At 70.9% G+C, this 25,676-nt stretch carries 22 protein-coding genes; 14 read left to right on the forward strand and 8 right to left on the reverse strand.

Annotated features, from left to right (window positions below):
* Positions 1-118: 118 nt before the first annotated feature.
* From yajC to OG730_RS33210, 5 genes are all read left to right on the forward strand, one after another.
* Positions 119-586, forward strand: coding sequence for a preprotein translocase subunit YajC (gene yajC / locus OG730_RS33190; RefSeq protein ID WP_327307679.1), 468 nt, complete (start codon positions 119-121; stop codon positions 584-586).
* Between the two features lie 153 nt (positions 587-739).
* Positions 740-2,527 carry a protein translocase subunit SecD gene (secD, locus tag OG730_RS33195; protein ID WP_327307680.1) on the forward strand — a complete coding sequence of 596 codons (1,788 nt, stop codon included), beginning with the start codon at positions 740-742 and terminating at the stop codon, positions 2,525-2,527.
* A gap of 3 nt (positions 2,528-2,530) precedes the next feature.
* A complete protein-coding gene (gene secF / locus OG730_RS33200) occupies positions 2,531-3,583 on the forward strand; it encodes a protein translocase subunit SecF (protein ID WP_327307681.1) in 1,053 nt (350 codons plus the stop codon).
* A complete protein-coding gene (locus tag OG730_RS33205; RefSeq protein WP_327307682.1) occupies positions 3,580-4,134 on the forward strand; it encodes an adenine phosphoribosyltransferase in 555 nt (184 codons plus the stop codon). Before secF ends, OG730_RS33205 begins: the two co-directional genes overlap by 4 nt.
* 284 nt (positions 4,135-4,418) lie before the next feature.
* Complete coding sequence (locus OG730_RS33210) at positions 4,419-6,854, forward strand: RelA/SpoT family protein (protein ID WP_327307683.1); 2,436 nt, start codon at positions 4,419-4,421, stop codon at positions 6,852-6,854.
* Positions 6,855-7,008: 154 nt separating this feature from the next.
* Here OG730_RS33210 and OG730_RS33215 read toward each other — a convergent pair whose 3' ends face one another.
* Both OG730_RS33215 and OG730_RS33220 read right to left on the reverse strand, forming a co-directional pair.
* On the reverse strand, positions 7,009-8,238 hold the full coding sequence (locus OG730_RS33215; protein WP_327307684.1) for a DUF349 domain-containing protein: 1,230 nt from the start codon (positions 8,236-8,238) through the stop codon (positions 7,009-7,011).
* A gap of 206 nt (positions 8,239-8,444) precedes the next feature.
* Entirely contained in the window at positions 8,445-9,239 is a 795-nt protein-coding gene (locus tag OG730_RS33220; protein WP_327307685.1) for a peptidylprolyl isomerase, read from the reverse strand.
* 154 nt (positions 9,240-9,393) lie between these two features.
* On the opposite strand from OG730_RS33220, the gene OG730_RS33225 reads away from it, so the two are divergent.
* Together OG730_RS33225 and hisS are read left to right on the forward strand one after the other, a co-directional pair.
* Positions 9,394-10,104, forward strand: coding sequence for an MBL fold metallo-hydrolase (locus tag OG730_RS33225; RefSeq protein WP_327307686.1), 711 nt, complete (start codon positions 9,394-9,396; stop codon positions 10,102-10,104).
* 10 nt (positions 10,105-10,114) lie between these two features.
* Positions 10,115-11,374 carry a histidine--tRNA ligase gene (gene hisS, locus OG730_RS33230; RefSeq protein ID WP_327307687.1) on the forward strand — a complete coding sequence of 420 codons (1,260 nt, stop codon included), beginning with the start codon at positions 10,115-10,117 and terminating at the stop codon, positions 11,372-11,374.
* A gap of 235 nt (positions 11,375-11,609) precedes the next feature.
* On the opposite strand, the gene OG730_RS33235 is transcribed toward hisS, so the two are convergent.
* Genes OG730_RS33235 through OG730_RS33250 form a run of 4 tightly spaced genes read right to left on the reverse strand, consistent with a single transcriptional unit; the run spans position 11,610 to position 15,202 of the window.
* A complete protein-coding gene (locus tag OG730_RS33235; RefSeq protein WP_327307688.1) occupies positions 11,610-12,242 on the reverse strand; it encodes a response regulator in 633 nt (210 codons plus the stop codon).
* A gap of 13 nt (positions 12,243-12,255) precedes the next feature.
* Complete coding sequence (locus OG730_RS33240) at positions 12,256-13,494, reverse strand: sensor histidine kinase (protein WP_327307689.1); 1,239 nt, start codon at positions 13,492-13,494, stop codon at positions 12,256-12,258.
* A complete protein-coding gene (locus OG730_RS33245; RefSeq protein ID WP_327307690.1) occupies positions 13,452-14,327 on the reverse strand; it encodes an ABC transporter permease in 876 nt (291 codons plus the stop codon). Before OG730_RS33245 ends, OG730_RS33240 begins: the two co-directional genes overlap by 43 nt.
* Positions 14,324-15,202: an ABC transporter ATP-binding protein gene (locus OG730_RS33250; protein ID WP_327307691.1), complete on the reverse strand. Its 879-nt coding sequence runs from the start codon at positions 15,200-15,202 to the stop codon at positions 14,324-14,326. The genes OG730_RS33245 and OG730_RS33250 overlap by 4 nt, the downstream gene beginning before the upstream one ends.
* A gap of 138 nt (positions 15,203-15,340) precedes the next feature.
* On the opposite strand from OG730_RS33250, the gene OG730_RS33255 reads away from it, so the two are divergent.
* The 3 genes from OG730_RS33255 to OG730_RS33265 all read left to right on the forward strand — a co-directional run bounded on the left by OG730_RS33255 (position 15,341) and on the right by OG730_RS33265 (position 18,138).
* Positions 15,341-15,961, forward strand: coding sequence for a vitamin K epoxide reductase family protein (locus OG730_RS33255; RefSeq protein WP_327307692.1), 621 nt, complete (start codon positions 15,341-15,343; stop codon positions 15,959-15,961).
* Positions 15,962-16,014: 53 nt separating this feature from the next.
* Positions 16,015-17,370 (forward strand): replication-associated recombination protein A, encoded by a 1,356-nt coding sequence (locus tag OG730_RS33260; RefSeq protein ID WP_327307693.1) that lies wholly within the window; start codon positions 16,015-16,017, stop codon positions 17,368-17,370.
* A gap of 87 nt (positions 17,371-17,457) precedes the next feature.
* A complete protein-coding gene (locus OG730_RS33265) occupies positions 17,458-18,138 on the forward strand; it encodes an HNH endonuclease family protein (RefSeq protein WP_327307695.1) in 681 nt (226 codons plus the stop codon).
* Between the two features lie 4 nt (positions 18,139-18,142).
* Here OG730_RS33265 and OG730_RS33270 read toward each other — a convergent pair whose 3' ends face one another.
* A complete protein-coding gene (locus OG730_RS33270; RefSeq protein ID WP_327307696.1) occupies positions 18,143-18,811 on the reverse strand; it encodes a DUF2470 domain-containing protein in 669 nt (222 codons plus the stop codon).
* A gap of 295 nt (positions 18,812-19,106) precedes the next feature.
* On the opposite strand from OG730_RS33270, the gene rpsD reads away from it, so the two are divergent.
* Positions 19,107-19,718, forward strand: a complete 612-nt coding sequence (gene rpsD, locus OG730_RS33275; protein WP_008740451.1) for a 30S ribosomal protein S4 — start codon at positions 19,107-19,109, stop codon at positions 19,716-19,718.
* 37 nt (positions 19,719-19,755) lie between these two features.
* Here the strand turns inward: rpsD and OG730_RS33280 are convergent, their stop codons facing one another.
* Positions 19,756-22,041, reverse strand: a complete 2,286-nt coding sequence (locus OG730_RS33280; RefSeq protein ID WP_327307697.1) for an ATP-binding protein — start codon at positions 22,039-22,041, stop codon at positions 19,756-19,758.
* 169 nt (positions 22,042-22,210) lie between these two features.
* Between OG730_RS33280 and OG730_RS33285 the strand changes: the two genes are divergently transcribed.
* Genes OG730_RS33285 through alaS form a run of 3 tightly spaced genes read left to right on the forward strand, consistent with a single transcriptional unit; the run spans position 22,211 to position 25,676 of the window.
* Positions 22,211-22,651, forward strand: coding sequence for a DUF948 domain-containing protein (locus OG730_RS33285; protein WP_327307698.1), 441 nt, complete (start codon positions 22,211-22,213; stop codon positions 22,649-22,651).
* Positions 22,652-22,659: 8 nt separating this feature from the next.
* The gene (locus OG730_RS33290) at positions 22,660-23,007 is read left to right on the forward strand and encodes a DUF6167 family protein (protein ID WP_327307699.1); all 348 of its coding nucleotides are present in this window, start codon (positions 22,660-22,662) and stop codon (positions 23,005-23,007) included.
* Complete coding sequence (alaS, locus tag OG730_RS33295) at positions 23,007-25,676, forward strand: alanine--tRNA ligase (protein ID WP_327307700.1); 2,670 nt, start codon at positions 23,007-23,009, stop codon at positions 25,674-25,676. The genes OG730_RS33290 and alaS overlap by 1 nt, the downstream gene beginning before the upstream one ends.

The raw sequence follows: 25,676 nt of genomic DNA on the forward strand, positions 1-25,676 counted from the left end.
TTGTTCCATCGGTGCGGACTCGCCTAGACTCCGCCGATGCCGACCCTTACGGTCGGCGTACCCACCCCCCGTACAAAGGCCGTGCGCTCGTGCGGTCGATGCGAAGGACCTGCGTCCCGTGAATCTCACCTCCCTCCTTCCGTTCGTGCTGATCATCGGGGCGATGTTCCTGCTGACCCGCAGCCAGAAGAAGAAGCAGCAGCAGGCCGTGCGGATGCGCGACCAGCTGACCGCCGGCACCGGCGTCCGCACCATCGGCGGCATGTACGCCACGGTGAAGGAGATCGGCGAAGACACCGTCACGCTCGAGGTGGCCCCCGGCGTCCACGCGATCTACGCGAAGAACTCCATCGGGGCCGTACTGGAGGACGCGGAGTACAACCGCATCGTCCACGGCATCACCGATGATCTGACGATCGACACGCCGGTCGTCCCGGATGACGCGTCCTCCCTGACCGGAGACGAGGCTCCCAAGCTCGACCTGGGCAAGAAGGACGAGCCCAAGGCCGACGAGCCCGCGGCGGACGAGCCCAAGGACGAAGAGCCCAAGGACGGCAAGAGCGACGGCGAGGCCGGCGCGAAGTAGCGCTGGGCCGGGGACCGAGCGGGGCGCCTGACCGGCAGCCCCTTCGGTCCCCGCCAGTGACCCTTCTGCGGGGGGCAGGGGTCCCCACACACATTTCGTGGCCGTCCACGCGCTGACCCGGCGCCGGACGGTTGGACAGGGAGATACGACAAGGTGGCAGCACCGAAGAAGGGCCGGCGGCCCACGGGGGCTCAGGGGAGGCCGGGGCGTTCCCTGGCCATCATCCTGATCGCGATGGTGGCGCTCACCGCGGGGATGTTCCTCTCGAAGCAGACGACGCCGCGACTCGGCATCGACCTCGCGGGCGGTACGAGCATCACGCTCAAGGCCAAGAGCGAGCCCGGCAAGCCGGACGCGATCAACGAGACCAACATGAACACGGCGGTCGGCATCATCGAGCGCCGCGTCAACGGTCTCGGTGTGTCGGAGGCCGAGGTTCAGACCCAGGGCCGCGACCACATCATCGTGAACATCCCCAAGGGGACGAACGAGCAGCAGGCGCGCGAGCAGGTCGGTACCACCGCCCAGCTCTACTTCCGCCCCGTGCTCGCCGTCACCGAGGGTGCCCCGGCACCTCCGGAGGCCAGCCAGAGCGGCTCCCCGAGCGCCGCCCCGAGCGGCTCCGGCAGCCCGTCCGCCAGTGCGGCCACCCCGTCGTCCAGCGCCACTTCCCAGGGCCGTGCGGTCAGTGAGGCCCTCAAGGCCCCGAACGCCCCCTCTCCCTCGCCCTCGGCGAGCGAGTCGAAGAAGGCAGACGACAAGGCGACCCCGTCCACGTCGCCGTCCGCGACGTCCGCCGACCAGGCCGCCGCGGCGGCCCTGCAGGCGAAGTTCGCCGCGCTGGACTGCACCGACGAGGCGCAGCGCGCCGCCGTCAGCAAGAACATCAAGCCCGAGGACCCGACGCTCGCCTGCGGCAAGCGCGGCGACGCCTGGTACAAGTGGGTGCTCGGCCCGGCCCAGGTCGACGGCAAGGACGTGAAGGACGCCAAGGGGCAGATCGACCAGCAGCGCGGCATCTGGATCGTCACGATGCAGTTCACCGACAAGGGCGCCGACAAGTTCGCCAAGATCACCGGTGAGCTCGCGGCCAAGCAGTCCCCGCAGAACCAGTTCGCCATCGTGCTCGACGGCCAGGTCATCTCCGACCCGTCCGTCAGCCAGGCGCTGACCGGCGGCAACGCCGAGATCTCCGGCAGCTTCGACCAGAAGTCCGCCATGGACCTGGGCAACATGCTCTCGTACGGCGCCCTGCCGCTGTCCTTCCAGGAGGACAGCGTCACCACCGTCACCGCCGCGCTCGGCGGCGAGCAGCTGAAGGCCGGCCTCATCGCCGGTGCCATCGGCCTCGCCCTCGTGGTGATCTACCTGCTGGCGTACTACCGGGGCCTGGCGTTCGTCGCCATCATCAGCCTCATCGTCTCCGGCATCCTCACCTACACGATCATGGTGCTGCTCGGTAAGGGCATCGGCTTCGCGCTGAACCTGCCCGCGGTCTGTGGTGCGATCGTCGCGATCGGCATCACCGCCGACTCCTTCATCGTGTACTTCGAACGCATCCGGGACGAGATCCGCGAGGGCCGCACCCTGCGTCCGGCCGTCGAGCGCGCCTGGCCGCGCGCCCGTCGCACGATCCTGGTCTCCGACTTCGTGTCGTTCCTGGCCGCCGCGGTCCTGTTCATCGTCACCGTCGGCAAGGTGCAGGGCTTCGCCTTCACCCTGGGTCTGACCACCCTGCTCGACGTCGTCGTGGTGTTCCTCTTCACCAAGCCCGTCATGACGCTGCTGGCCCGTACGAACTTCTTCGCCAGCGGTCACCCGTGGTCCGGGCTGGACCCGAAGCGACTGGGCGCGAAGCCGCCGCTGCGACGCTCGCGTCGTACCGGCTCCGGCGCGTCCGCCGCGACCGTCTCCGTTCCCGTCGACGCAAAGGAGGCGTGAGAGATGTCGAAGCTCGGAGATCTCGGCGCCAAGCTGTACCGGGGTGAGGTCGGCTACGACTTCGTCGGCAAGCGCTTCGTCTGGTACGGCGTTTCCATCCTGATCACCATCACGGCGATCGTGGCCGTGGCCGTCTCGGGCCTGAACATGGGCATCGAGTTCAAGGGCGGTGCCGTCTTCACCACCCCGAAGACCTCCGTCACGGAGCAGCAGGCCCGCGAGGACGCGGAGAAGGCCTCCGGTCACGACGCGATCGTCCAGAAGCTCGGCACCGGCGGCCTGCGCATCCAGATCTCGGAACTGGACACCGCGGCCGCGGCCGACGTGAAGGCCAAGCTCGCCACCGACCTCAAGGTCGACGCGGCCGAGATCAACGCGGACCTGGTCGGCCCCAGCTGGGGCGAGCAGATCGCCAACAAGGCCTGGACCGGCCTCGGCGTCTTCATGGTCCTCGTGGTGATCTACCTGGCCATCGCCTTCGAGTGGCGGATGGCGGTGGCGGCGCTCATCGCGCTGATCCACGACCTCACGATCACCGTCGGCGTGTACGCGCTGGTCGGCTTCGAGGTCACCCCGGGTACGGTCATCGGTCTGCTGACCATCCTCGGTTACTCCCTCTACGACACCGTCGTCGTCTTCGACGGTCTCAAGGAGGGCTCGAAGGACATCACCAAGCAGACCCGCTACACGTACAGCGAGGTCGCCAACCGCAGCATCAACGGCACCCTGGTCCGTTCGATCAACACCACCGTCGTGGCGCTGCTCCCGGTCGGGGCGCTGCTCTTCATCGGTGGCGGCCTCCTCGACGCCGGCATGCTGAACGACATCTCGCTGTCGCTGTTCGTCGGCCTCGCGGCGGGTGCCTACTCGTCGATCTTCATCGCGACCCCGCTGGTCGTGGACCTGAAGGAGCGCGAGCCGGCGATGAAGGCCCTGAAGAAGCGGGTGCTCGCGAAGCGGGCGTCGGCGGAGGCCAGGGGCGAGTCGCCCGAGGACGCCGGGTCCGAAGAGGCGCCGGAGGTAGTGGCGCAGGGCCGGTCGGGACGGCGCCGGTGACCGCGGAGCTGCCCTCCGGCGTACGGGACCTGCTGCTCAGCCGGATCACCGACGTCGAGGACTACCCGAAGCCGGGCGTGATGTTCAAGGACATCACCCCGCTGCTGGCCGACCCGAAGGCGTTCGGCGCCCTCACGGACGCGCTGGTGGCCCTGGCCGGGCAGTACGGGGCGACGAAGATCGTCGGGCTGGAGGCGCGGGGATTCATCCTGGCGGCTCCGGTGGCCGTGCAGGCGGGCATCGGCTTCGTGCCGGTCCGCAAGGCCGGCAAGCTGCCCGGGGCGACGCTCCTGCAGTCCTACGACCTGGAGTACGGGTCGGCGGAGATCGAGATCCACGCGGAGGCGCTGTGCGCCGACGACCGGGTCATGGTCATCGACGACGTGCTGGCCACCGGTGGTACCGCCGCGGCCTCGCTGGAGCTGATCCGGCGGGCCGGGGCGGAGGTCGCCGGGGTCGCGGTCCTGATGGAGCTCTCGTTCCTGCCGGGGCGTGAGCGGCTGCTGCCCGTGCTGGGCGATGCGCCGCTGGACGCGCTGATCGTGGTCTGACCTCGCTGTTTCACGAAGCGGGCGTGCACCGGGACATCCCGGAGCGCGCCCGCTTCGGCGTGTGCGGGCCGCTGAGCGGCTGTCTGTCCCCTACCCGCCCTTCCACCGTTCCCTGGGGCTCCGCCCCAGACCCCGGTCCTCAAACGCCGGACGGGCTGAAATCGCCCTGCGGGCCATCCAGCCCACGCCGGGTCGCGGTGGACTCGGGGAACAGGGTGGCGCAACCCTCGCTACGATGGGTTACCCGGACCGGACACGGGCACCGGAACCGCTGAGGAGCGCTCTTGCCAGACGAGGTCCAGCCAATCTCCGCCGCGCAGCCCGACCCGGAGGCCGAGCAGCCGGCCGCGGCCGCCGCCGCCACGCCCCCGCCGGCTCCGCCGGCACTGCCGGTCAAGCCCGCGTCCGCGAAGTCGGCCGGGTCCTCCAACCGGGTGCGCGCCCGGCTGGCCCGCCTCGGTGGGCAGCGCTCCAACCCGTACAACCCGGTCCTGGAACCGCTGCTCCGCATAGTCCGCAGCAACGACCCCAAGATCGAGACGGCCACGCTGCGCCAGATCGAGCAGGCGTACCAGGTCGCCGAGCGCTGGCACCGCGGTCAGAAGCGCAAGAGCGGCGACCCGTACATCACCCACCCGCTCGCGGTGACCACGATCCTCGCCGAGCTGGGCATGGACCCGGCCACGCTGATGGCGGGGCTGCTCCACGACACGGTGGAGGACACCGAGTACGGGCTGGAGGACCTGCGGCGCGACTTCGGCGACGCGGTGACCCTGCTCGTCGACGGGGTCACCAAGCTCGACCGGGTCAAGTTCGGCGAGGCCGCCCAGGCCGAGACCGTCCGCAAGATGGTCGTGGCCATGGCCAAGGACCCCCGGGTCCTGGTGATCAAGCTCGCCGACCGGCTGCACAACATGCGCACCATGCGCTACCTCAAGCGGGAGAAGCAGGAGAAGAAGGCCCGCGAGACCCTTGAGATCTACGCCCCGCTGGCGCACCGGCTGGGCATGAACACCATCAAGTGGGAGCTGGAGGACCTCGCCTTCGCGATCCTCTACCCCAAGATGTACGACGAGATCGTGCGGCTGGTGGCCGAAAGGGCACCCAAGCGGGACGAGTACCTCACCGTCGTCACCGACGAGGTGATGGCCGACCTGCGGGCCGCCCGCATCAAGGCCACCGTCACCGGGCGCCCCAAGCACTACTACAGCGTCTACCAGAAGATGATCGTCCGCGGCCGCGACTTCGCCGAGATCTACGACCTGGTCGGCATCCGGGTCCTCGTCGACACCGTCCGGGACTGCTACGCCGCCCTCGGCACCGTGCACGCGCGATGGAACCCGGTCCCCGGCCGGTTCAAGGACTACATCGCGATGCCGAAGTTCAACATGTACCAGTCGCTCCACACGACGGTCATCGGACCCAGCGGCAAGCCCGTCGAGCTCCAGATCCGCACCTTCGACATGCACCGCCGCGCCGAGTACGGCATCGCCGCGCACTGGAAGTACAAGCAGCAGACCGTCGCGGGCACCTCGAAGGTGCGCACCGACGTGCCGCAGGCCGCCAAGGGCAGCGCGGGCCACGACACCGTCAACGACATGGCCTGGCTGCGGCAGCTGCTGGACTGGCAGAAGGAGACCGAGGACCCGAGCGAGTTCCTCGACTCGCTGCGCTTCGACCTCTCGCGCAACGAGGTCTTCGTCTTCACGCCCAAGGGCGATGTCATCGCCCTGCCGGCCGGCGCCACCCCCGTGGACTTCGCGTACGCCGTCCACACCGAGGTCGGCCACCGGACCATAGGAGCGCGGGTCAACGGGCGGCTCGTACCGCTCGAATCGACCCTCGACAACGGAGACCTGGTCGAGGTCTTCACCTCCAAGGCCGAGGGCGCCGGCCCGTCCCGCGACTGGCTGGGCTTCGTCAAGTCCCCCCGGGCCCGGAACAAGATCCGCGCGTGGTTCTCCAAGGAGCGCCGCGACGAGGCCATCGAGCACGGCAAGGACGCCATCGCGCGGGCCATGCGCAAGCAGAACCTGCCGATCCAGCGCATCCTGACCGGGGACTCCCTCGTCACCCTCGCGCACGAGATGCGCTACCCCGACATCTCCTCGCTCTACGCGGCGATCGGCGAAGGCCACGTCACCGCGCAGAACGTCGTGCAGAAGCTGGTCCAGGCCCTCGGCGGCGAGGACGCGGCCAACGAGGACATCGAGGACACCATCCCGCCGGCCCGCGGCCGCAGCACGCGCCGCGGAAACGCCGACCCGGGCGTGGTGGTCAAGGGCGTCGAGGACGTGTGGGTCAAGCTGGCCCGCTGCTGCACCCCCGTGCCCGGCGACCCGATCGTCGGCTTCGTCACGCGCGGCAGCGGCGTATCGGTCCACCGTGCCGACTGCGTGAACGTGGACTCGCTCTCCCAGGAGCCCGAGCGGATGCTGGAGGTCGAGTGGGCGCCCACTCAGTCCTCCGTCTTCCTGGTCGCCATCCAGGTCGAGGCCCTCGACCGGTCCCGGCTGCTGTCCGACGTCACCCGGGTCCTGTCGGACCAGCACGTGAACATCCTGTCGGCGGCCGTGCAGACCTCCCGCGACCGGGTGGCCACCTCCCGGTTCACCTTCGAGATGGGCGACCCGAAGCACCTGGGCCACGTCCTGAAGGCCGTACGGGGCGTCGAGGGCGTCTACGACGTCTACCGCGTGACCTCGGCCCGCAGGCCGTAACACCCCCCTTTGCGCCTAAACCGGCGCCGCTCTCGCGGAGGTGGTCGCTCGCCGTGGGGGTTACTCAATTGATGGCTGAGGTGCCTGTAACCAAAGAAGGGCCCTGGTACGCGAAACGCGTACCAGGGCCCTTCTGAGCGGGCCGGGCCGGGAATCAGCCGCCGAACTCCTCCAGGCCCTTCAGCGCCTGGTCCAGCAGGGCCTGACGGCCCTCCAGCTCCCGGGACAGCTTGTCGGCCCTGGAGTTGTTGCCCTGCGCGCGCGCCGTGTCGATCTGGCCGCGCAGCTTGTCGACCGCCGCCTGCAGCTGACCCGTCAGACCGGCCGCGCGCGCCCGCGCCTCCGGGTTCGTACGGCGCCACTCGCCTTCCTCGGCCTCCTGGATGGCCCGCTCGACGGTGTGCATCCGGCCCTCGACCTTGGGACGCGCGTCCCGCGGTACGTGGCCGATGGCCTCCCAGCGCTCGTTCAGGGAGCGGAACGCGGCACGGGCCGCCTTCAGGTCCGTGATCGGGACGAGCTTCTCGGCCTCGTCGGCCAGCTCCTCCTTCAGCTTCAGGTTCTCCACCTGCTCGGCGTCGCGCTCCGCGAAGACCTCGCTGCGCGCCGCGAAGAACACGTCCTGGGCGCCGCGGAAACGGTTCCACAGGTCGTCCTCGGACTCGCGCTGCGCGCGGCCCGCGGCCTTCCAGCTCTCCATCAGCTCGCGGTAGCGCGCGGCCGTCGGGCCGAAGTCGGTCGACTTCGACAGCGACTCGGCCTCCGCGACCAGCTTCTCCTTGACCTTGCGGGCGTCCTCGCGCTGCGCGTCCAGCGAGGCGAAGTGGGCCTTGCGGCGCTTGGAGAAGGCGGAGCGGGCGTGCGAGAAGCGGTGCCACAGCTCGTCGTCCGACTTGCGGTCGAGGCGGGGCAGACCCTTCCAGATGTCCACCAGCGCCCGCAGCCGCTCGCCGGCGCTGCGCCACTGGTCGCTCTGCGCCAGCTCCTCGGCCTCGGCCACCAGCGCGTCCTTGGCCGTACGGGCCTCGTCCGTCTGCTTGGCCTTCTGGACCTTGCGCTCCTCGCGGCGCGAGTCCACGGTCGACACCAGCTTGTCCAGCCGGACGCGCAGGGCGTCGAGGTCGCCGACGGCGTGGTGCTCGTCCACCTGCGTGCGCAGGTGGTCGATGGCCGTCTGGGCGTCCTTGGCGGCCAGATCGGTGGTCCGCACCCGTCGTTCGAGGAGGCCGATCTCGACCACCAGGCCCTCGTACTTGCGCTCGAAGTAGGCCAGGGCCTCCTCCGGGGTGCCGGCCTGCCACGAGCCGACGACCTTCTCGCCATCGGCAGTACGCACGTACACGGTGCCGGTCTCGTCGACTCGGCCCCACGGGTCGCTGCTCACAGCGCCTCCTCCACCTGATGCCTTGCGAGGGGTTCACCCCCTGGGCATCGTCCACAGTTTCCTGGGGCGGGCCGCGCCCGCCCTGCACAACGCCAACATAGGCGACCGCCGGGCCGGCTGTCCGCATCCAGCACGACGCAATATCGACGTACGGGCGTCAGAAGCGCCGTCGCGGATACAGCCCGGGCCCGGGGCGCCCGGTCCGGTCAGTTCTGGGTGACGGTGCCCTTCTCGATGGTCACGGGGGTCTTGGGGGCGCCGTCCTGGCCGCCGTCGGCCGTACCGGCCTTGGCCACCTCTTCGAGCACCTTCAGACCGGCCGCGTCGATCTTGCCGAAGGGGGTGTACGTGGGGGCGAGCGGGCTGTCCTTGTAGACCAGGAAGAACTGGCTGCCGCCCGTGCCGGGCTGGCCGGTGTTGGCCATCGCCACCGTGCCCGCCGGGTAGATGACCTGACCCGTCGCGTTGGGCTTGCCCAGCGAGTCGAGGTTCTCGTCGGCGATGGTGTAGCCGGGGCCGCCCCTGCCGGTGCCCTCCGGGTCACCGCACTGCAGGACGAAGATCCCGCCCGACGTCAGTCGGTGGCACTTGGTGTTGTCGAAGAACTTCTTGTCGGCGAGCGACTTGAACGAGTTGACCGTCTGCGGGGTCTTCGCCGCGTCCATCTCGAACTTGACGTCGCCCGCGCTGGTCTTCAGGTCGAAGGTGTACTTCGCCTTGGCGTCGATCGCCATCGCCGGGGAGGGGGACTGCTGCGGAGTGGGCGCGGCCGAGGCCGAGGCGGAGGGGGTCGCGGCCGGGTCGGCGGCTTCGTCCTTCTTGTCCTTGTCGAACACACCGCCGGCCACGAGGCCGACCAGCGCCGCGACGACCACGGCCACCGCCGCACCGATCACGGCGAGCCGCTTGCGCGACTTCTGCCGCGCTTCGGCACGCCGCTGCTGCTGGCGTTCGTACTTTTCCCTGGCGAGCTGGCGCCGCCGCTGATCGCTCGTGACCACCGGGTCGTCTCCTTGTGCGTATCTGGTACCACTGTCCGGGCTGGGTTAGGCCGTACCGTATATGGGTTCGCTGTGTAATGAGCGGCGCCGGTAGGCTCTGAGCAGCAGCATTCCGATCTGCAAGCCTCCCGCCGGACGACGATTGAGGACGAACGTGCTGATTGCCGGATTCCCCGCCGGGGCCTGGGGGACCAATTGCTACGTGGTCGCCCCCGCCGCCGGTGAGGAGTGCGTCATCATCGACCCGGGCCACCAGGCCACCCAGGGTGTCGAGGAGACGCTGAAGAAGCATCGGCTCAAGCCCGTCGCGGTCGTCCTGACCCATGGCCACATCGATCATGTGGCCTCGGTGGTCCCGGTGTGCGGAGCACACGACGTACCGGCCTGGATCCACCCCGAGGACCGCTTCATGATGAGCGACCCGGAGAAGGCCCTGGGCCGTTCCCTCGGAGCCCAGCTCATGGGCGAGCTCACGGTGGGGGAGCCCTCCGACGTCAAGGAGCTGACCGACGGAGCGAAGCTCGCCCTCGCTGGCATGGAGCTGACTGTGTCGCACGCCCCCGGCCATACCAGGGGGTCGGTGACCTTCGGGATGCCCGGGGCGGCGGACATCCCGCCGCTGCTGTTCTCGGGCGACCTGCTCTTCGCCGGCTCCATCGGGCGCACCGACTTCCCCGGCGGCAGCCACGCCGACCTGCTCGAATCGCTGGCCCGCGTGTGCCTGCCGCTCGACGACGCGACCGTGGTGCTGCCCGGACACAACGAGCACACGACCATTGGCCGTGAGCGAGCCACCAACCCGTACCTGCGGCAGGTGGCCGCCGGCCTGGGAGACGGTTTCACGTCTCCACGACGAGGAATGTGACGAGAGTTTCGTGAGTACTTTTCAGGCCCCCAAGGGCACGTACGACCTGCTGCCGCCCCGCTCCGCCACCTTCCTGGCGGTCCGCGAGGCGATCTCCGCGCCCCTGAAGAACTCCGGCTACGGGTACGTGGAGACCCCCGGCTTCGAGAACGTCGAGCTGTTCTCGCGCGGCGTCGGCGAGTCCACCGACATCGTCAGCAAGGAGATGTACACCCTCACCACGAAGGGCGGCGACCAGCTCGCGCTGCGCCCCGAGGGCACCGCCTCCGTGCTCCGCGCCGCCCTGCAGGGCAACCTGCACAAGCTCGGCGGCCTGCCCGTCAAGCTCTGGTACTCCGGCTCCTACTACCGCTACGAGCGGGCTCAGGCGGGCCGCTACCGACACTTCTCCCAGGTCGGCGCCGAGGCCATCGGAGCCGAGGACCCGGCGCTGGACGCCGAGCTGATCATCCTGGCCGACCAGGCGTACCGCTCGCTGGGCCTGCGCGACTTCCGCATCCTGCTGAACTCGCTCGGCGACAAGGAGTGCCGCCCGGTGTACCGGGAGGCCCTCCAGTCCTTCCTGCGCGGGCTCGACCTCGACGCGGAGACCGTGCGCCGGGCCGAGATCAACCCGCTGCGGGTGCTCGACGACAAGCGGGCCGACGTACAGAAGCAGCTGGTCGGCGCCCCGGCGCTGCGCGACTACCTCTGCGACGCCTGCAAGGCGTACCACGAGGAGGTGCGGGCGCTGGTGACGGCGGCCGGGGTCGTCTTCGAGGACGACGAGAAGCTCGTGCGCGGCCTGGACTACTACACCCGCACCACCTTCGAGTTCGTCCACGACGGTCTGGGCTCCCAGTCCGCGGTGGGCGGCGGCGGCCGCTACGACGGCCTCTCCGAGATGATCGGCGGGCCGGCGCTGCCTTCGGTGGGCTGGGCGCTGGGCGTGGACCGCACGGTGCTGGCGCTCGAAGCGGAGGGGGTCGAACTGGACATCCCGTCCGCGACCTCCGTCTTCGCGATCGCGCTGGGCGCGGCCAAGCCGGTGCTGTTCGGTCTGGTGACCGAGCTGCGCCGGGCCGGTGTCGCGGCGGACATCTCCTACGGGGGCAAGGGCCTCAAGGGTGCGATGAAGGACGCGAACCGCAGCGGGGCCCGCTTCGCGGTGGTCGCGGGGGACCGCGACCTCGAAGAGGGCGTGGTCCAGCTGAAGGACATGCAGTCCGGCGAGCAGACGCCGGTGGCACTGGCCGACGTGGTCGCCACGGTCCAGGCACGCCTGGCCTGACGGACGCTGCCGCCTGCTGGGGCGGGGCCGGGGGGAGCCGCTTCGCGGAACTCTCCCCGCCCCGCCCTTTCGCCGTTTCCCGGGGCTCCGCCCCGGACCCCGCGCCTCAAACGCCGGCGGGGCTGGAATTCGCTCCGCGAATCCAGCCCGCGCGGCGTTTGAGCGCACCGGGCGCGCAGCGCTCGGTTTCGGGAAGGGGCGGGGTGGGGGGGAAGGACCCGCGCAGCGGCTGCCGCTAGAGCAAGCCGTGCCGCATGGCCGTGGTGACGGCGGCCGTGCGGTCCGTGACCTCCAGCTTTCCGAAGATGCGCAGCATGTGCGTCTTGACCGTGGACTCCGCCACGAACAGGCGGCGGCCGATGTCCGCGTTCGTCGCGCCCTCCGCGACCAGGCGGAGCACCGCCACCTCCCGGTCGGAGAGCCGCGGCACCGACGGGCGGGTGCGGAGCTGGTCGACCAGGCGGCCCGCCACCGTCGGGGCCAGGACCGTCTCGCCGCGCACCGCCGCCCGGATCGCGGCCGCCAGCTCCGCCCGCGCCATGTCCTTCAGCAGGTAGCCCGCCGCCCCCGCCTCCACGGCCCGCAGGATGTCCCGGTCCTCCTCGTACGTGGTCAGCACCACCACCCGTACCGGCAGCCGGGCCGCCGTGATGCGGGCGATGGATTCCACCCCGTCGCCGCCCGGCATCCGCAGGTCCATCAGGATCAGGTCCAGGCCGCCCCCGCGGACCAGCTCCGCGGCCAGCGCTTCCGCCTGCGGGCCGTTCGAGGCCTCCGCGACGACCTCCAGGTCCGGTTCGGCGCCGAGCATGCCGCGCAGCCCCTCCCGTACCACCGGGTGGTCGTCGGCCAGCAGGATGCGGATCATGTCGTACGGCTCCTCAGCGGATCGGGAGGGTGACGGTGACGGTGGTACCGGCCGAGGGCGCGCTGTCGACCGTCGCGGCGCCGCCCACCTCCGCCGCGCGGGCGAACAGGCCCCGCAGTCCGTAGCCCGGTGCGGGGGCCGCCGGGTCGAAGCCCCGCCCGGTGTCCCGGACCGTGAGGGTCAGCTCCGAGCCGCCGTAGGCGAGGGACACCGTGCAAGGCGTCCGCGGTCCGGCGTGCTTGGCGGCGTTCGACAGGGATTCCTGACAGGACCGCAGGGCCACGACTTCGAGTACCGCGGCCAGCGGCCGGACCTCCCCGGTCACCGAGACCTCCGCCGGCGGATCCTGCCGGGCCGCGAGCCGCCGTACCGCGTCGGGCAGCGAGCCGCCGTCGAGATCCGCGGGCGCGCCGCCCGCCACCAGGGCGCGGGCCTCGGCCAGGTTCTGCCGGGCGGTGGCCGCCATCAGATCCAGGTGGCGCCGGGCCCCCTCCGGATCGGTGTCCAGCTCCGACTGCACGGCCTGGACGAGCATCAGCAGACTGGTGAAGCCCTGGGCGAGGGTGTCGTGGATCTCGCGGGACATGCGTTCCCTTTCCGCGTGGGCGCCGCGTTCGGCGGAGAGCCGGGCCACCTCCTCCCGGCTGGCGTCGAGCTCCGCGATGAGGGAGGCCCGGTCCTCGCTCTGCTCGATGATCCGGACGGTCCAGGCACCGAAGAAGGCGGAGAAGACGAAGGTGACGAGCGCGCTGATCACGCTCACGAAGACGTGGCTCCCCTCCGGCCGCCACAACAGCGCCCAGCCGGCCACCGGCAGCAGCGACACCAGGGCCACCGCACCGATCGCGCGCCGCAGGGGCAGCAGCATGAAGCACTGCGGGGCGAGGGCGAAGGTGAGCAGTCGGGTCTCGCCCGCCAGGGAGGCGGCAGGCAGGAAGAGGACCAGCGCCACGCCCAGGTAGCGGGCGGACGAGCGCGGTTCGGCGCCGGGCACCCGCACGAGCAGCGGGCGTCCGGAGACGAGGAACCAGGGGACCAGGAGGGCGAGCAGACCCACGGCGAGGACCCGGTAGGGCAGCGCCGGGAAGTCCGCGCCGAGGACGAATACCGCGGTGGCGACCCACACGACCGCGAAATAGAGGATCCACGGCCCGAACGCGCGGTCCCAGACGTGGGACTCGCGCGCTCCGGCCGCCGTGGCGAAGGCGGTCAGCCGTCGCGCCGGCTCTTCCACTTGAAGGTCAGCAGGCACAGCACCAGCCCCCCGAGCACCCAGGCGCCCAGGACCAGGGCGACCCGCCCATACTCCCAGCCGCCGGCCTGTTCGAGAACGGCCGCCGACTCCGGCAGGAACACCCCGCGCAGCCCCTGGCACATCCACTTGAGCGGGAACAGCGCCCCGATGTTCAGCAGCCAGTCCGGGATCTGGTGGACCGGGATGAAGACCCCCGAGATGAACTGCAGGATCAGGAACGGCAGGACCACGACCGAGCTGGCGCTCTTGCCGGACTTGGGCAGGCTGCTGATGGCGATGCCGAGCAGGGCGCAGCCGGCCAGGCCCAGGACGAAGATCCAGGCGAAGGTCAGCCACTTGGAGGCGGACGTCGGCAGATCGAGGTCGAACAGGGCGGAGCCGACCAGCAGCAGGATCGCGGTCTCGGCGAGACCGGTGGCCAGCACCATCCACACCTTGCCGAGGAAGTACGCCGCCGGCGGCATCGGGGTCCCGCGCAGCCGGCGCAGTACCTTCTCGTCGCGTTCGACGGCGATCGAGATGCCGAGCGACTGGAAACTGGTGGACATGATGCCCGCGGCGACCATGCCGGCCGCGTACATCTGGGAGGCCGTGACCCCGGTGCCCTCCATGCCCTCGCTGAAGATCGAGGCGAAGAGCGCGAGGAAGACGATGGGGAAGGCGAAGGTGAAGATCACCGCGTCGCGCTGGCGGGCGAACTGCCGGATCTCCAGCGCCCCGCGGCTCAGGCCGAGCGACCAGGCGCGGGGCAGCGCCCCGGCCCCGCCGGTGCTCCCGCCCGGGCCCGTACGCGCGCCCGCGCCCTTGTCCGTACCGGTCCGCGTGCTCATCGGGACTCCTCCTGCGGGGTCGTGTTCCGGTCGAGCGGGCCTGTGAGGCGCAGGTACACGTCCTCCAGGGTGGGGCGGGTGATCCTCAGGTCCGGGACCTCGCCATCGAAGCGGGCCGCCAGTTCGGCGACCGTACGGGTGGGCGTCTCGGTGGAGGCGCTGCGCGCACTGCCGTCCCGGTCGGTCCACTCGACGGTGGCGCCGGTCCCGTGGCGGGCGCGCAGCGCGGCCGGCTCGCCCTCGGCCACGACCTTGCCGCGGGCGATCACCGCGAGCCGGTCGGCGAGGGCCTCGGCCTCCTCCAGGTAGTGGGTGGTGAGCACGATGGTGGTGCCCGAGTCGGACAGCAGCCGGATCAGGTCCCAGAACTGCCGCCGCGCCACCGGGTCGAAGCCGGTCGTGGGCTCGTCCAGGAGCAGCAGTTCGGGGTCGCCGATGACCCCGAGCGCCACGTCGAGGCGGCGCCGCTGACCGCCGGAGAGGCTCTTGATCCGGTGGCCGCGCTTCTCCTCCAGGCCGACCAGGGCGATCACCTCCGCCGGATCGCGCGGGGCCGGGTAGTAGCGGGCGAAGTGTTCGACCGTCTCCCGGACCGTCAGTTCGGCGGGCGCCGACTCGTCCTGCCAGACGATGCCGACGCGGGAGCGCCAGGCCCGGCCGGCGGTCGCGGGGTCCGCGCCGAGGACGAGCACCTCGCCGCCGTCCCGCTCCCGGTGCCCCTGGAGTATTTCCACCGTGGTGCTCTTGCCGGCGCCGTTGGGCCCCAGGAGGCCGAAGACCTCGCCGCGCCGGATCGTCAGGTCCAGTCCGTCCACCGCGGTGACTTCGCCGTACTGCTTGCGGAGCCCCCGTACTTCCACCGCGTTCTGTGTCATGGCTCCCATGGTGGGGCGGAAGCCCGGCGACCGGTCCCCCCGTGCGTACCTCCTCCTGTCCGTCGAACGGTGGACAGCGCGGTCGGGTACGGCACAATGGCCGGTGCTTGTTGACCTTGCAGATGTGGAGCGGGCCGGATGACGACACGAGGGACCGACACGGACACCGCCGGGACGCGGACGGCCGTCGGCGGCAGCCGGGCGCTGGCCCTGCTGCTGGTGATCACGGGAGCGGCGGGGCTGCTCGCCGCCTGGGTCATCACGATCGACAAGTTCAAGCTGCTGGAGGACCCGGACTTCGTACCGGGCTGCAGCCTCAACCCGATCGTCTCCTGCGGCAACATCATGAAGAGCGACCAGGCGGCCGTCTTCGGCTTCCCGAACCCGATGCTGGGGCTGGTCGCCTACGGCATGGTCGTCTGCGTCGGCATGAGCCTGCTCGCACGGGCGCGCTTCCCGCGCTGGTACTGGCTCACCCTGAACGCCGGGATGCTCTTCGGCGTCGGCTTCTGCACCTGGCTGATGTACCAGTCGCTCTACAGCATCAACTCCCTGTGCCTGTGGTGCTGCCTGGCCTGGGTCGCCACCATCGTCATGTTCTGGTACGTCACCTCGCACAACGTCCGCAACCGCCTGCTGCCGGCCCCCGGCTGGCTGCGCGCCTTCTTCGACGAGTTCACCTGGGTGCTGCCCGTCCTGCACATCGGGATCATCGGCATGCTGATCCTGACCCGCTGGTGGGACTTCTGGACCTCCTGAGCCCGCCCGGCCGGGCGGGCGGGAGTGTCGGTGGCCTCGCATAGGCTTCCGGTGTGGAACCAGATCTCTTCACCGCCGCCGCCGAAGACCGCCAGGCGAAGGACCCCTCCAGTTCTCCGCTCGCCGTCCGGATGCGCCCGCGCACCCTGGACGAGGTCGTCGGTCAGCAGCACCTGCTGAAGCCCGGCTCCCCGCTGCGGCGGCTCGTCGGGGACGGTGCGGGCGGTCCCGCCGGCGCCTCCTCGGTGATCCTCTGGGGCCCGCCCGGCATCGGGAAGACCACGCTCGCGTACGTGGTGAGCCAGGCGACGAAGAAGCGGTTCGTCGAGCTGTCCGCGATCACCGCCGGCGTGAAGGAAGTACGGGCCGTCATCGAGGGCGCCAAGCGGGCGGCCGGCGGGTACGGCAAGGACACCGTCCTCTTCCTCGACGAGATCCACCGCTTCAGCAAGGCGCAGCAGGACTCGCTGCTGCCCGCCGTGGAGAACCGCTGGGTCACGCTGATCGCCGCGACCACGGAGAACCCGTACTTCTCGATCATCTCCCCGCTGCTGTCTCGCTCGCTGCTGCTGACGCTGGAACCGCTGACGGACGAGGACCTGAGCGCCCTGATGCACCGGGCGCTGACGGAGGAGCGCGGCCTCGGCGGCGCGGTCACCCTGTCGGCGGACGCGGAGGCGCACCTGCTGCGGATCGCGGGCGGGGACGCGCGGCGCGCCCTGACGGCCCTCGAAGCGGGCGCGGGCTCGGCGATCGCCAAGGGCGAGGCGGAGATCAGCCTCCAGACGGTGGAGGAGGCCGTCGACCGGGCCGCGGTCAAGTACGACCGGGACGGCGACCAGCACTACGACGTGGCGAGCGCGCTGATCAAGTCGATCCGGGGCTCGGACGTGGACGCGGCGCTGCACTACCTGGCCCGCATGATCGAAGCGGGGGAGGACCCCCGGTTCATCGCGCGCCGGCTGATGATCTCGGCGAGCGAGGACATCGGGCTGGCCGACCCGACGGCCCTGCCGCTCGCGGTGGCGGCCGCCCAGGCGGTGGCGATGATCGGCTTCCCGGAGGCCTCGCTCACGCTGTCGCACGTGACGATCGCACTGGCGCTGGCCCCCAAGTCCAACACCGCGACGACCGCGATCGGCGCGGCGCTGGCCGATGTCCGGGCTGGCCTGGCGGGTACCGTCCCGGCGCACCTCCGGGACGGCCACTACAAGGGGGCGGCGAAGCTGGGGCACGCGGTGGGGTACGTGTACCCGCACGACGTGCCGGGAGCGATCGCCGCGCAGCAGTACGCCCCGGACGAGGTGCACGGCAAGCGCTACTACGAGCCGACCCGGTACGGGGCCGAAGCCCGCTACGCGGACGTGGTGGAAAAGGTCCGCGAGCGGCTCCGGGGCGCCGGGTCCTGACCCGCGCGGCGGCGTCGTGTCGGCGCCGCGGGGCGGGGAGGCGGGGCCTAGGCTCCGGACATGGGACGCCGGGCTCCACTCATCGCCGTGACGGCAGTACTGCTGCTCGGCGGGTGCCACCACGAGGATGCCGAGACGGCTCGTGCCAGCGCCGCGGCACTGCTCGCCCAGGTCCCCCTCGCGAGCGCCGGGTTCCCGCCGGCCGCCCCCGTCGCCAAGGCCGAGCTGGGCGGGCTCACGGTCGAGTGGGGCAAGAACTGGGAGACGTACAAGCGCGAGAACTTCGGCAAGTACTGGTCCGACGAGACCGACGCCATCGGCGGTCGCAACGGGTGCGACACCCGCGACGACGTCCTGCGCAGGGACCTCCGGGAGCTCCGCGAGGGCGACAGGAACCCCTGCGTCGTCCTCTCCGGAGTGCTGAAGGACCCGTACACGGGGAAGGAGCTCCCCTATACCTACCGCCGCGCCTCGCAGATCCAGACCGACCACGTCGTCGCACTCGGCGCCGCCTGGCGCGGGGGCGCGTACGCCTGGACCCCGCAGCGGCGCCTGGAGTACGCCAACGACCTGGACGTGCTGCTCGCCGTGGACAAGCAGACGAACTACGACAAGAGCAGCAAGACCGCGGACAAGTGGAAGCCGCCCCAGCGGGGCTACTGGTGCGAGTACGCGCGGCGGTACACCGGGATCAAGGCGAAGTACGGGCTCTCCGTGACCCCGCCGGAGAAGCAGGCGCTGCAGGAGATGCTCGGCACCTGCCCGTAGTCGCTCAGCCGGCGAAGAGCGTGCTCATCGCGCGGCGCAGGCCGCAGACGTCGGTCACCGGCTCCGGGAAGTCGAAGCGGGCGTCGAAGGCGGTGGCGCCGCGGATGAAGCGCACCCGCAGGCCCAGCCGGTCCAGCGCGAGGGGGATCGCCGTCAGGTCCGCCGTGTCCCGGGCGCCCAGCAGGCCGCACAGATCACCCATCCGGTCGCCGTGCGAGGAGGCCAGGTGCTGGAGGAGCTCCGTCTCGTGGGCCACCATCGGGTCGGGCTCGGCCGCCGCCAGCAGGTCCGGGTCCACGTGCTGGGCGCCCCACAGGTCGTCCACCGAGATCTCGCCGACCTCCAGGCGCAGCAGCATCCACGCGGGCCGGCCGGCGGACGGGGCGTCGAGCGACTCGGTCAGTCCGAGGAGCTCGCCGACCGGGTGCCGCTCGGCGAGGAGCGCCGCGCAGGCCGCCCGTTCGTCGGCCCCGCGCACCGGGGTGAGCCACCCGGCGAGCCAGGCGCGGCCTCGGATACGATGGGGCACGGACACCGGCGCCACATCCGTGATCTCGATCACGGCGGTGAGGTCGTCGTCCTGGGCGTGAGCGGCTGCCCTGGCAGCCGCGGATTCCCCTGATACCAGGAGAATCACGTCCCCGTCCGGGGTGACGGTCCGTGCGGCCGGCATCCCTGTCCCGAGCTCCTCCCGGTCATAAGACCCCTTCTGGTCGAAACCACATGGGAGCGTGAGGGATACTGAGGCGTTGGACTCTACGAGGGTTCGTACGCGTTCGGCTCCGGTGAGCTGCCGAACGCCTTCCCTGGGACGCGGCTGACCTTGCCTATCGTCGCCGAAAGCAGATCCTGTTTCGTTTGGATCTGAACTTCGGTGCGCACTGGGCAGGGGGATCCCATGTGGTCGAGACATTACGTCCTCCTCGCTAAGGTAAGCCTCACCTAACTTACATGGAGGTAGGTTCCACGTGAACCAGAAGCGACCCAAGGTCAAGAAGTCGCGTGCCCTCGGCATTGCGCTGACCCCGAAGGCCGTCAAGTACTTCGAGGCCCGCCCCTACCCGCCGGGCGAGCACGGCCGTGGCCGCAAGCAGAACTCGGACTACAAGGTTCGTCTGCTGGAGAAGCAGCGTCTGCGCGCTCAGTACGACATCTCTGAGCGTCAGATGGCCCGCGCGTACGACCGCGCCAAGAAGGCCGAAGGCAAGACGGGCGAGGCGCTGGTCGTCGAGCTCGAGCGTCGCCTCGACGCCCTGGTCCTGCGTTCGGGCATCGCCCGCACCATCTACCAGGCTCGCCAGATGGTCGTTCACGGCCACATCGAGGTCAACGGCGACAAGGTCGACAAGCCGTCGTTCCGCGTCCGTCCGGACGACGTCATCACGGTGCGCGAGCGCAGCCGCGAGAAGGTTCCGTTCCAGGTTGCCCGTGAGGGTGGCTACGCAGGCGAGGGCGAAACCCCGCGTTACCTGCAGGTCAACCTGAAGGCCCTGGCCTTCCGCCTGGACCGCGACCCGAACCGCAAGGAAATCCCGGTCATCTGCGACGAGCAGCTCGTCGTCGAGTACTACGCCCGCTGATTTAGCAGTACCAGCGGACGTAGCCTCACAGGCTGGTTCAGCCCGCCGGTTCCCCTTCGGGGGAGCCGGCGGGTTTCCTGCTTTTCGCCCCCGCCGCCCCCGGGTGCGCCATCGGCCGCTCGGCGCGCTCGGTCCGCTCCGCGGCGCCGCGCGGCCTCGGCAGCGGGCCCGCCGGCACGGGCGCCGGCTCCGGTCCCCGCAGGGCGCGCTCGATCAGGGCCTCCAGCGGCAGGGTCCGGCCGTGCCGGGCGCAGGACGCGTACCGCTCGGCGCCCAGGAGTTCGCCCGCCCGCTCCTGGCACATCAGCCGCGGGGCGTTGAAGTACCCCGAGCCGAACAGCCGCATCCCCACCCCGTCCCACAGGGGCTCCGCCGCGCCCTGCAGGACCGCGGCCTCCGCCGGATGACCCTCGGCCACCGTGACCAGCGCCAGCAGTTCCACCGCCAGTACCAGCCCCACCAGGTCGCGGAACGTGTGGTTGATGGCCACGCACTCGGCCAGCAGCCGCCGCGCCTCGGCCGTGCCCCCGGCGTCCAGCGCCGCGTACGCCAGGACGTACAGGGCGTACGCCTTCGTCCAGCGCTCCCCGCGCTCCTCGCAGATGTCCCGCACCTCCCGGCACAGGGAGAGCGCGCCCGCCAGCTCACCCTGGAAGGCCAGCGCCATCGCCAGCTCCACCTGGCACATCAGGACGTTGCTGTTGAGCTCCCCGGCCTCCCGGTAGCGCTCCAGCGCCGAGCCCAGCAGTTCCCCGGCCCGGCCCATGTCGTCCGAGATCAGGGCCAGGCAGCCCATCCGGTGCACGGCGTACGCCCCCGCCACCGGGTTCTCGCCGCGCGCGGCCCCGTCCCGGCACTCGTACAGCGCGCTCATCGAGGCCACCGAGTCGCCCTGCAGGGCCGCGACGTACCCGAGCACCCACAGCGCCTTCAGCCGGGAGCTCTCGTACTCCACCCCCGTCGAGCCGGCGAGCCCGAAGTCGCCCTCCAGCGTCCGGTCCAGCCAGTGCCGCCCCTCGGTGAGCCGGCCGCAGCCGGCCCAGAAGAACCACAGGGTGCCCGCCAGGTACTGGCCGAGGTGGACCTCCTCCGGCTCGTCCAGGCAGCACTCCAGCGCGAGCCGCAGGTTCGGCAGTTCCGCCTCCACCAGCGCGGCCACCTCCTCCTGGCGCGGGCTGAACCAGTCCAGCTCGCACCAGGTCGCCAGGCCCATGTACCAGTCCCGGTGCCGGCGCCGCAGCCGCCGGGCGTCACCCAGTGACTCCAGCCAGCCCGCCCCGTAGATCCGTACGCTCTCCAGCATCCGGTACCGGACCCCGGCCGCCGTCTCCTCCCGGACCAGCAGGGACTGCCCCAACAGCTCCCCGACCAGATCCAGCACCGAATCCACCGGCAGGTCCGGGCCCGCGCACACGTACTCGGCGGCGTCCAGGTCGAACTGCCCGGCGAACACCGAGAGCCGCGCCCACAGCAGCCGCTCCCCGGTCGTGCACAGCTCGTGGCTCCAGCCGATCGCCGTGCGCAGCGCCCGGTGCCGGGGCAGCGCCCCGCGCGAGCCGCCCGTCAGCAGGGCGAAGCGGTCCTCCAGCCGGGACAGCACCTGCTCCGGCGACAGCGTGCGCAGCCGGCCCGCCGCCAGCTCCAGCGCCAGCGGCAGGCCGTCGAGGCGGGCGCACAGCTCGGCCAGCACCGCCCGGTTGGACTCCGTCACGGTGAAGGCCGGATCGGCCGCGGAGGTCCGCTCGAGCAGCAGCGCCAGGGCCTCTTCCGGATCCAGCGGAGCCAGCGGCCAGGACAGCTCCCCGTCGAGGGTCAGCGGCCGCCGGCCGGCGGCGAGCACGCGCAGGCCGGGGGACCGGCGCAGGAGGTCCCGTACCAGGTCGGCGGTCTCGTCGACCAGCTGCTCGAAGCCGTCCAGGACCAGCAGCAGCCGCCGCTCGGCCAGGTGTTCGGCGAGGACCGTCCGGAGCGGCCGGGTGGTCTGATCGGTCAGCCCGAGCGCCTCGGCGAGCGTCAGCTCCAGCAGCGCCGGATCCCGTACGGAGGCCAGCTCGGCCAGCCACACCCCGTCGCAGTAGCGTTCCTGCGCCGCCTCGGCGGACCCGCCCGCACCGACCGGACCGGCCGCCGCGTCGGAGGCCGCCCGGGCCGCCGCCAGTACCAGGCGGGTCTTGCCCACGCCGCCCGCGCCGGTCACCGTGACCAGCCGCGACGCGTCCAGCAGACGTTCCAGCTCGGAAAGCTCCCCGCCCCGCCCGACAAAGCCGCTCAGGTCCGAGGGAAGGTTGCCCGGCGTCCTTCGTGGAATGGGTCTTTGTCGCATGGGACACGGAGCGTACTGGTCCGCATGCGCTGCGTACAAGGCGGGTCTGATCCGGCCGCACCACGCGCGCGCCGCCCGGGAATTCCGGTACTGCGGCGGATCTCCGGCGCGATAGGGTCGGAGGACGACTTTTTCGCTTGGTGATCAATCTGTAGAGAGCGGTGTGAACGTGTCCGGTGGAGAGGTGGCCGGGATCCTCGTGGCGGTCTTCTGGGCCATCCTGGTCTCCTTCCTCGCCGTGGTGCTGGTGAGGCTGGCCCAGGTGCTCAGGGCGACCACCAAGCTGGTGGCCGACGTGACCGAGCAGGCCGTCCCGCTGCTCGCGGAGGCCTCCACCACCGTCCGCTCCGCCCGCACCCAGCTCGACCGGGTCGACGCCATCGCGAGCGACGTACAGGAAGTCACCTCCAACGCCTCCGCGCTGTCCTCCACCGTGGCCTCCACCTTCGGCGGCCCGCTCGTCAAGGTCGCGGCCTTCGGCTACGGCGTCCGCAAGGCGCTGGGCAAGGGCGGCGCGAGCGCGCAGGACGCGCCGGGCAAGACCTCCCGGCGGACCGTGATCGTCGGCCGTACGGTGCCGTCGGCCCGGCGCCGGAAGCAGAAGGGCTGAGATCTCCGATGTTCCGCCGAGCCTTCTGGTTCACCACCGGCGCGGCCGCCGGCGTGTGGGCCACCACCAAGGTCAACCGGCAGCTCAAGAAGCTGACGCCGGAGAGCCTCGCCGCCCAGGCCGCCGACAAGGCGATCGAGGCGGGACACCGCCTCAAGGACTTCGCCCTCGACGTCAAGTCGGGGATGTCGCAGCGCGAGGACGAGCTGAACGACGCACTGGGACTCCACCAGGATCCCGACCTGCCCGCCAACGTCACCGCCCTTCCCGGGCCGCGCCGGCTGCGGGCCATCGAGCACGACCAGACCAAGAACCGTTTTTCGAAGGTTACGTACAACCGGAATGAGGACCACTGATGGAGTCGGCTGAAATCCGCCGCCGCTGGCTGAGCTTCTTCGAGGAGCGCGGTCACACCGTTGTCCCTTCGGCGTCGCTCATCGCGGACGACCCGACTCTGCTGCTGGTGCCCGCGGGCATGGTGCCGTTCAAGCCGTACTTCCTCGGCGAGGTCAAGCCGCCCGCGTCCACGCTCACCAGCGTGCAGAAGTGCGTCCGTACGCCGGACATCGAAGAGGTCGGCAAGACCACCCGCCACGGCACGTTCTTCCAGATGTGCGGCAACTTCTCCTTCGGGGACTACTTCAAGGAAGGCGCCATCAAGTACGCCTGGGAGCTGCTCACCAGCTCCGTGGCGGACGGTGGCTACGGCCTGGAGCCCGAGAAGCTCTGGATCACGGTCTACCTCGACGACGACGAGGCCGAGGCCATCTGGCGCGACAAGGTCGGCGTCCCGCAGGAGCGCATCCAGCGCCTGGGCAAGAAGGACAACTTCTGGTCCATGGGCGTCCCGGGCCCCTGCGGTCCCTGCTCGGAGATCAACTACGACCGCGGCCCCGAGTTCGGCGTCGAGGGCGGCCCCGCCGTCAACGACGAGCGCTACGTGGAGATCTGGAACCTGGTCTTCATGCAGTACGAGCGCGGCGCCGGCGACGGGAAGGAAGACTTCCCGATCCTCGGTGACCTGCCGTCGAAGAACATCGACACCGGTCTCGGCCTCGAACGCCTCGCCATGATCCTGCAGGGCGTACAGAACATGTACGAGACCGACACCCTGCGCGTGGTCATGGACAAGGCCACCGAGCTGACCGGCGTGCAGTACGGCGCCGCCCAGGGCACGGACGTCTCGCTGCGCGTGGTCGCCGACCACATCCGCACCTCCGCCATGCTCATCGGCGACGGCGTCACCCCCGGCAACGAGGGCCGCGGCTACGTGCTGCGCCGCATCATGCGCCGCGCCATCCGCAACATGCGCCTCATGGGCGCCACCGGCCCGGTCGTCCAGGACCTGGTCAACGTGGTCATCGAGACCATGGGGCAGCAGTACCCGGAGCTCGTGACCGACCGCAAGCGCATCGAGACCGTCGCGCTCGCCGAAGAGGCCGCCTTCCTCAAGGCCATCAAGGGCGGCACGAACATCCTCGACACCGCCGTGACCGAGACCAAGGCCGCCGGCGGCACGGTCCTGGCCGGCGACAAGGCGTTCCTGCTCCACGACACCTGGGGCTTCCCGATCGACCTCACCCTGGAGATGGCCGCCGAGCAGGGCCTCGCCGTGGACGAGCCCGGCTTCCGCCGCCTGATGCAGGAGCAGCGCGACCGCGCCAAGGCCGACGCCAGGGCCAAGAAGACCGGCCACGCGGACATGTCCGCCTACCGGGAGATCGCCGACGGCTCCGGCGCCACCGAGTTCACCGGCTACGCCACCAACCAGGGCGAGTCCACCATCGTCGGCCTGCTGGTCAACGGCGTCTCCGCGCCCGCCGCCTCCGAGGGCGACGAGGTCGAGGTCGTCCTCGACCGCACCCCCTTCTACGCCGAGGGCGGCGGCCAGCTCGCCGACCAGGGCCGCATCAAGCTCGACTCGGGCGCCGTCATCGTCGTCCGCGACGTGCAGCAGCCGGTCCCGGGCGTCTCCGTGCACAAGGGCTCCGTCCAGGTCGGCGAGGTGACGGTGGGCGCCTCCGCGTACGCCGCCATCGACATCCAGCGCCGCCGGGCCATCGCCCGCGCCCACTCGGCCACGCACCTGACCCACCAGGCCCTGCGCGACGCCCTCGGCCCGACGGCCGCCCAGGCCGGTTCCGAGAACTCGCCCGGCCGCTTCCGCTTCGACTTCGGCTCGCCGAACGCCGTGCCCGGCTCGGTCCTCACCGACGTCGAGCACAAGATCAACGACGTGCTCTCCCGCGAGCTCGAGGTCACCGCCGAGATCATGAGCATCGACGAGGCCAAGAAGCAGGGCGCCATCGCCGAGTTCGGCGAGAAGTACGGCGAGCGCGTGCGCGTCGTGACCATCGGCGACTTCTCCAAGGAGCTGTGCGGCGGCACGCACGTCGGCAACACCGCCCAGCTCGGCCTGGTGAAGCTGCTCGGAGAGTCCTCCATCGGCTCCGGCGTGCGCCGCGTCGAGGCCCTCGTCGGCGTGGACGCCTACAACTTCCTCGCCAAGGAGCACACGGTCGTCGCCCAGCTCCAGGAGCTGGTCAAGGGCCGCGCCGAGGAGCTCCCGGAGAAGGTCGCCTCCATGCTCGGCAAGCTGAAGGACGCCGAGAAGGAGATCGAGAAGTTCCGCGCGGAGAAGGTCCTCCAGGCCGCCGCCGGTCTCGCCGCGGGCGCCCAGGACATCAAGGGCGTGGCCCTCGTCGTGGGCACCGTCCCGGACGGCACCGGCGCCGACGACCTGCGCAAGCTGGTCCTCGACGTCCGTGGTCGCATCCCGGGCGACCGCCCGGCCGTCGTCGCCCTGTTCACCACGGCGAACGACCGCCCGCTGACCGTCATCGCCACCAACGAGGCCGCCCGCGAGCGCGGTCTCAAGGCCGGCGACCTGGTCCGTACAGCCGCCAAGACCCTCGGTGGCGGCGGTGGCGGCAAGCCGGACGTGGCCCAGGGCGGTGGCCAGAACCCGGCCGCCATCCCCGAGGCCATCGCCGCGGTCGAGCGCCTCGTCGTAGAGACGGCCTGA

The sequence above is a fragment of the Streptomyces sp. NBC_01298 genome (assembly GCF_035978755.1).
Classification (GTDB): Bacteria; Actinomycetota; Actinomycetes; order Streptomycetales; family Streptomycetaceae; genus Streptomyces.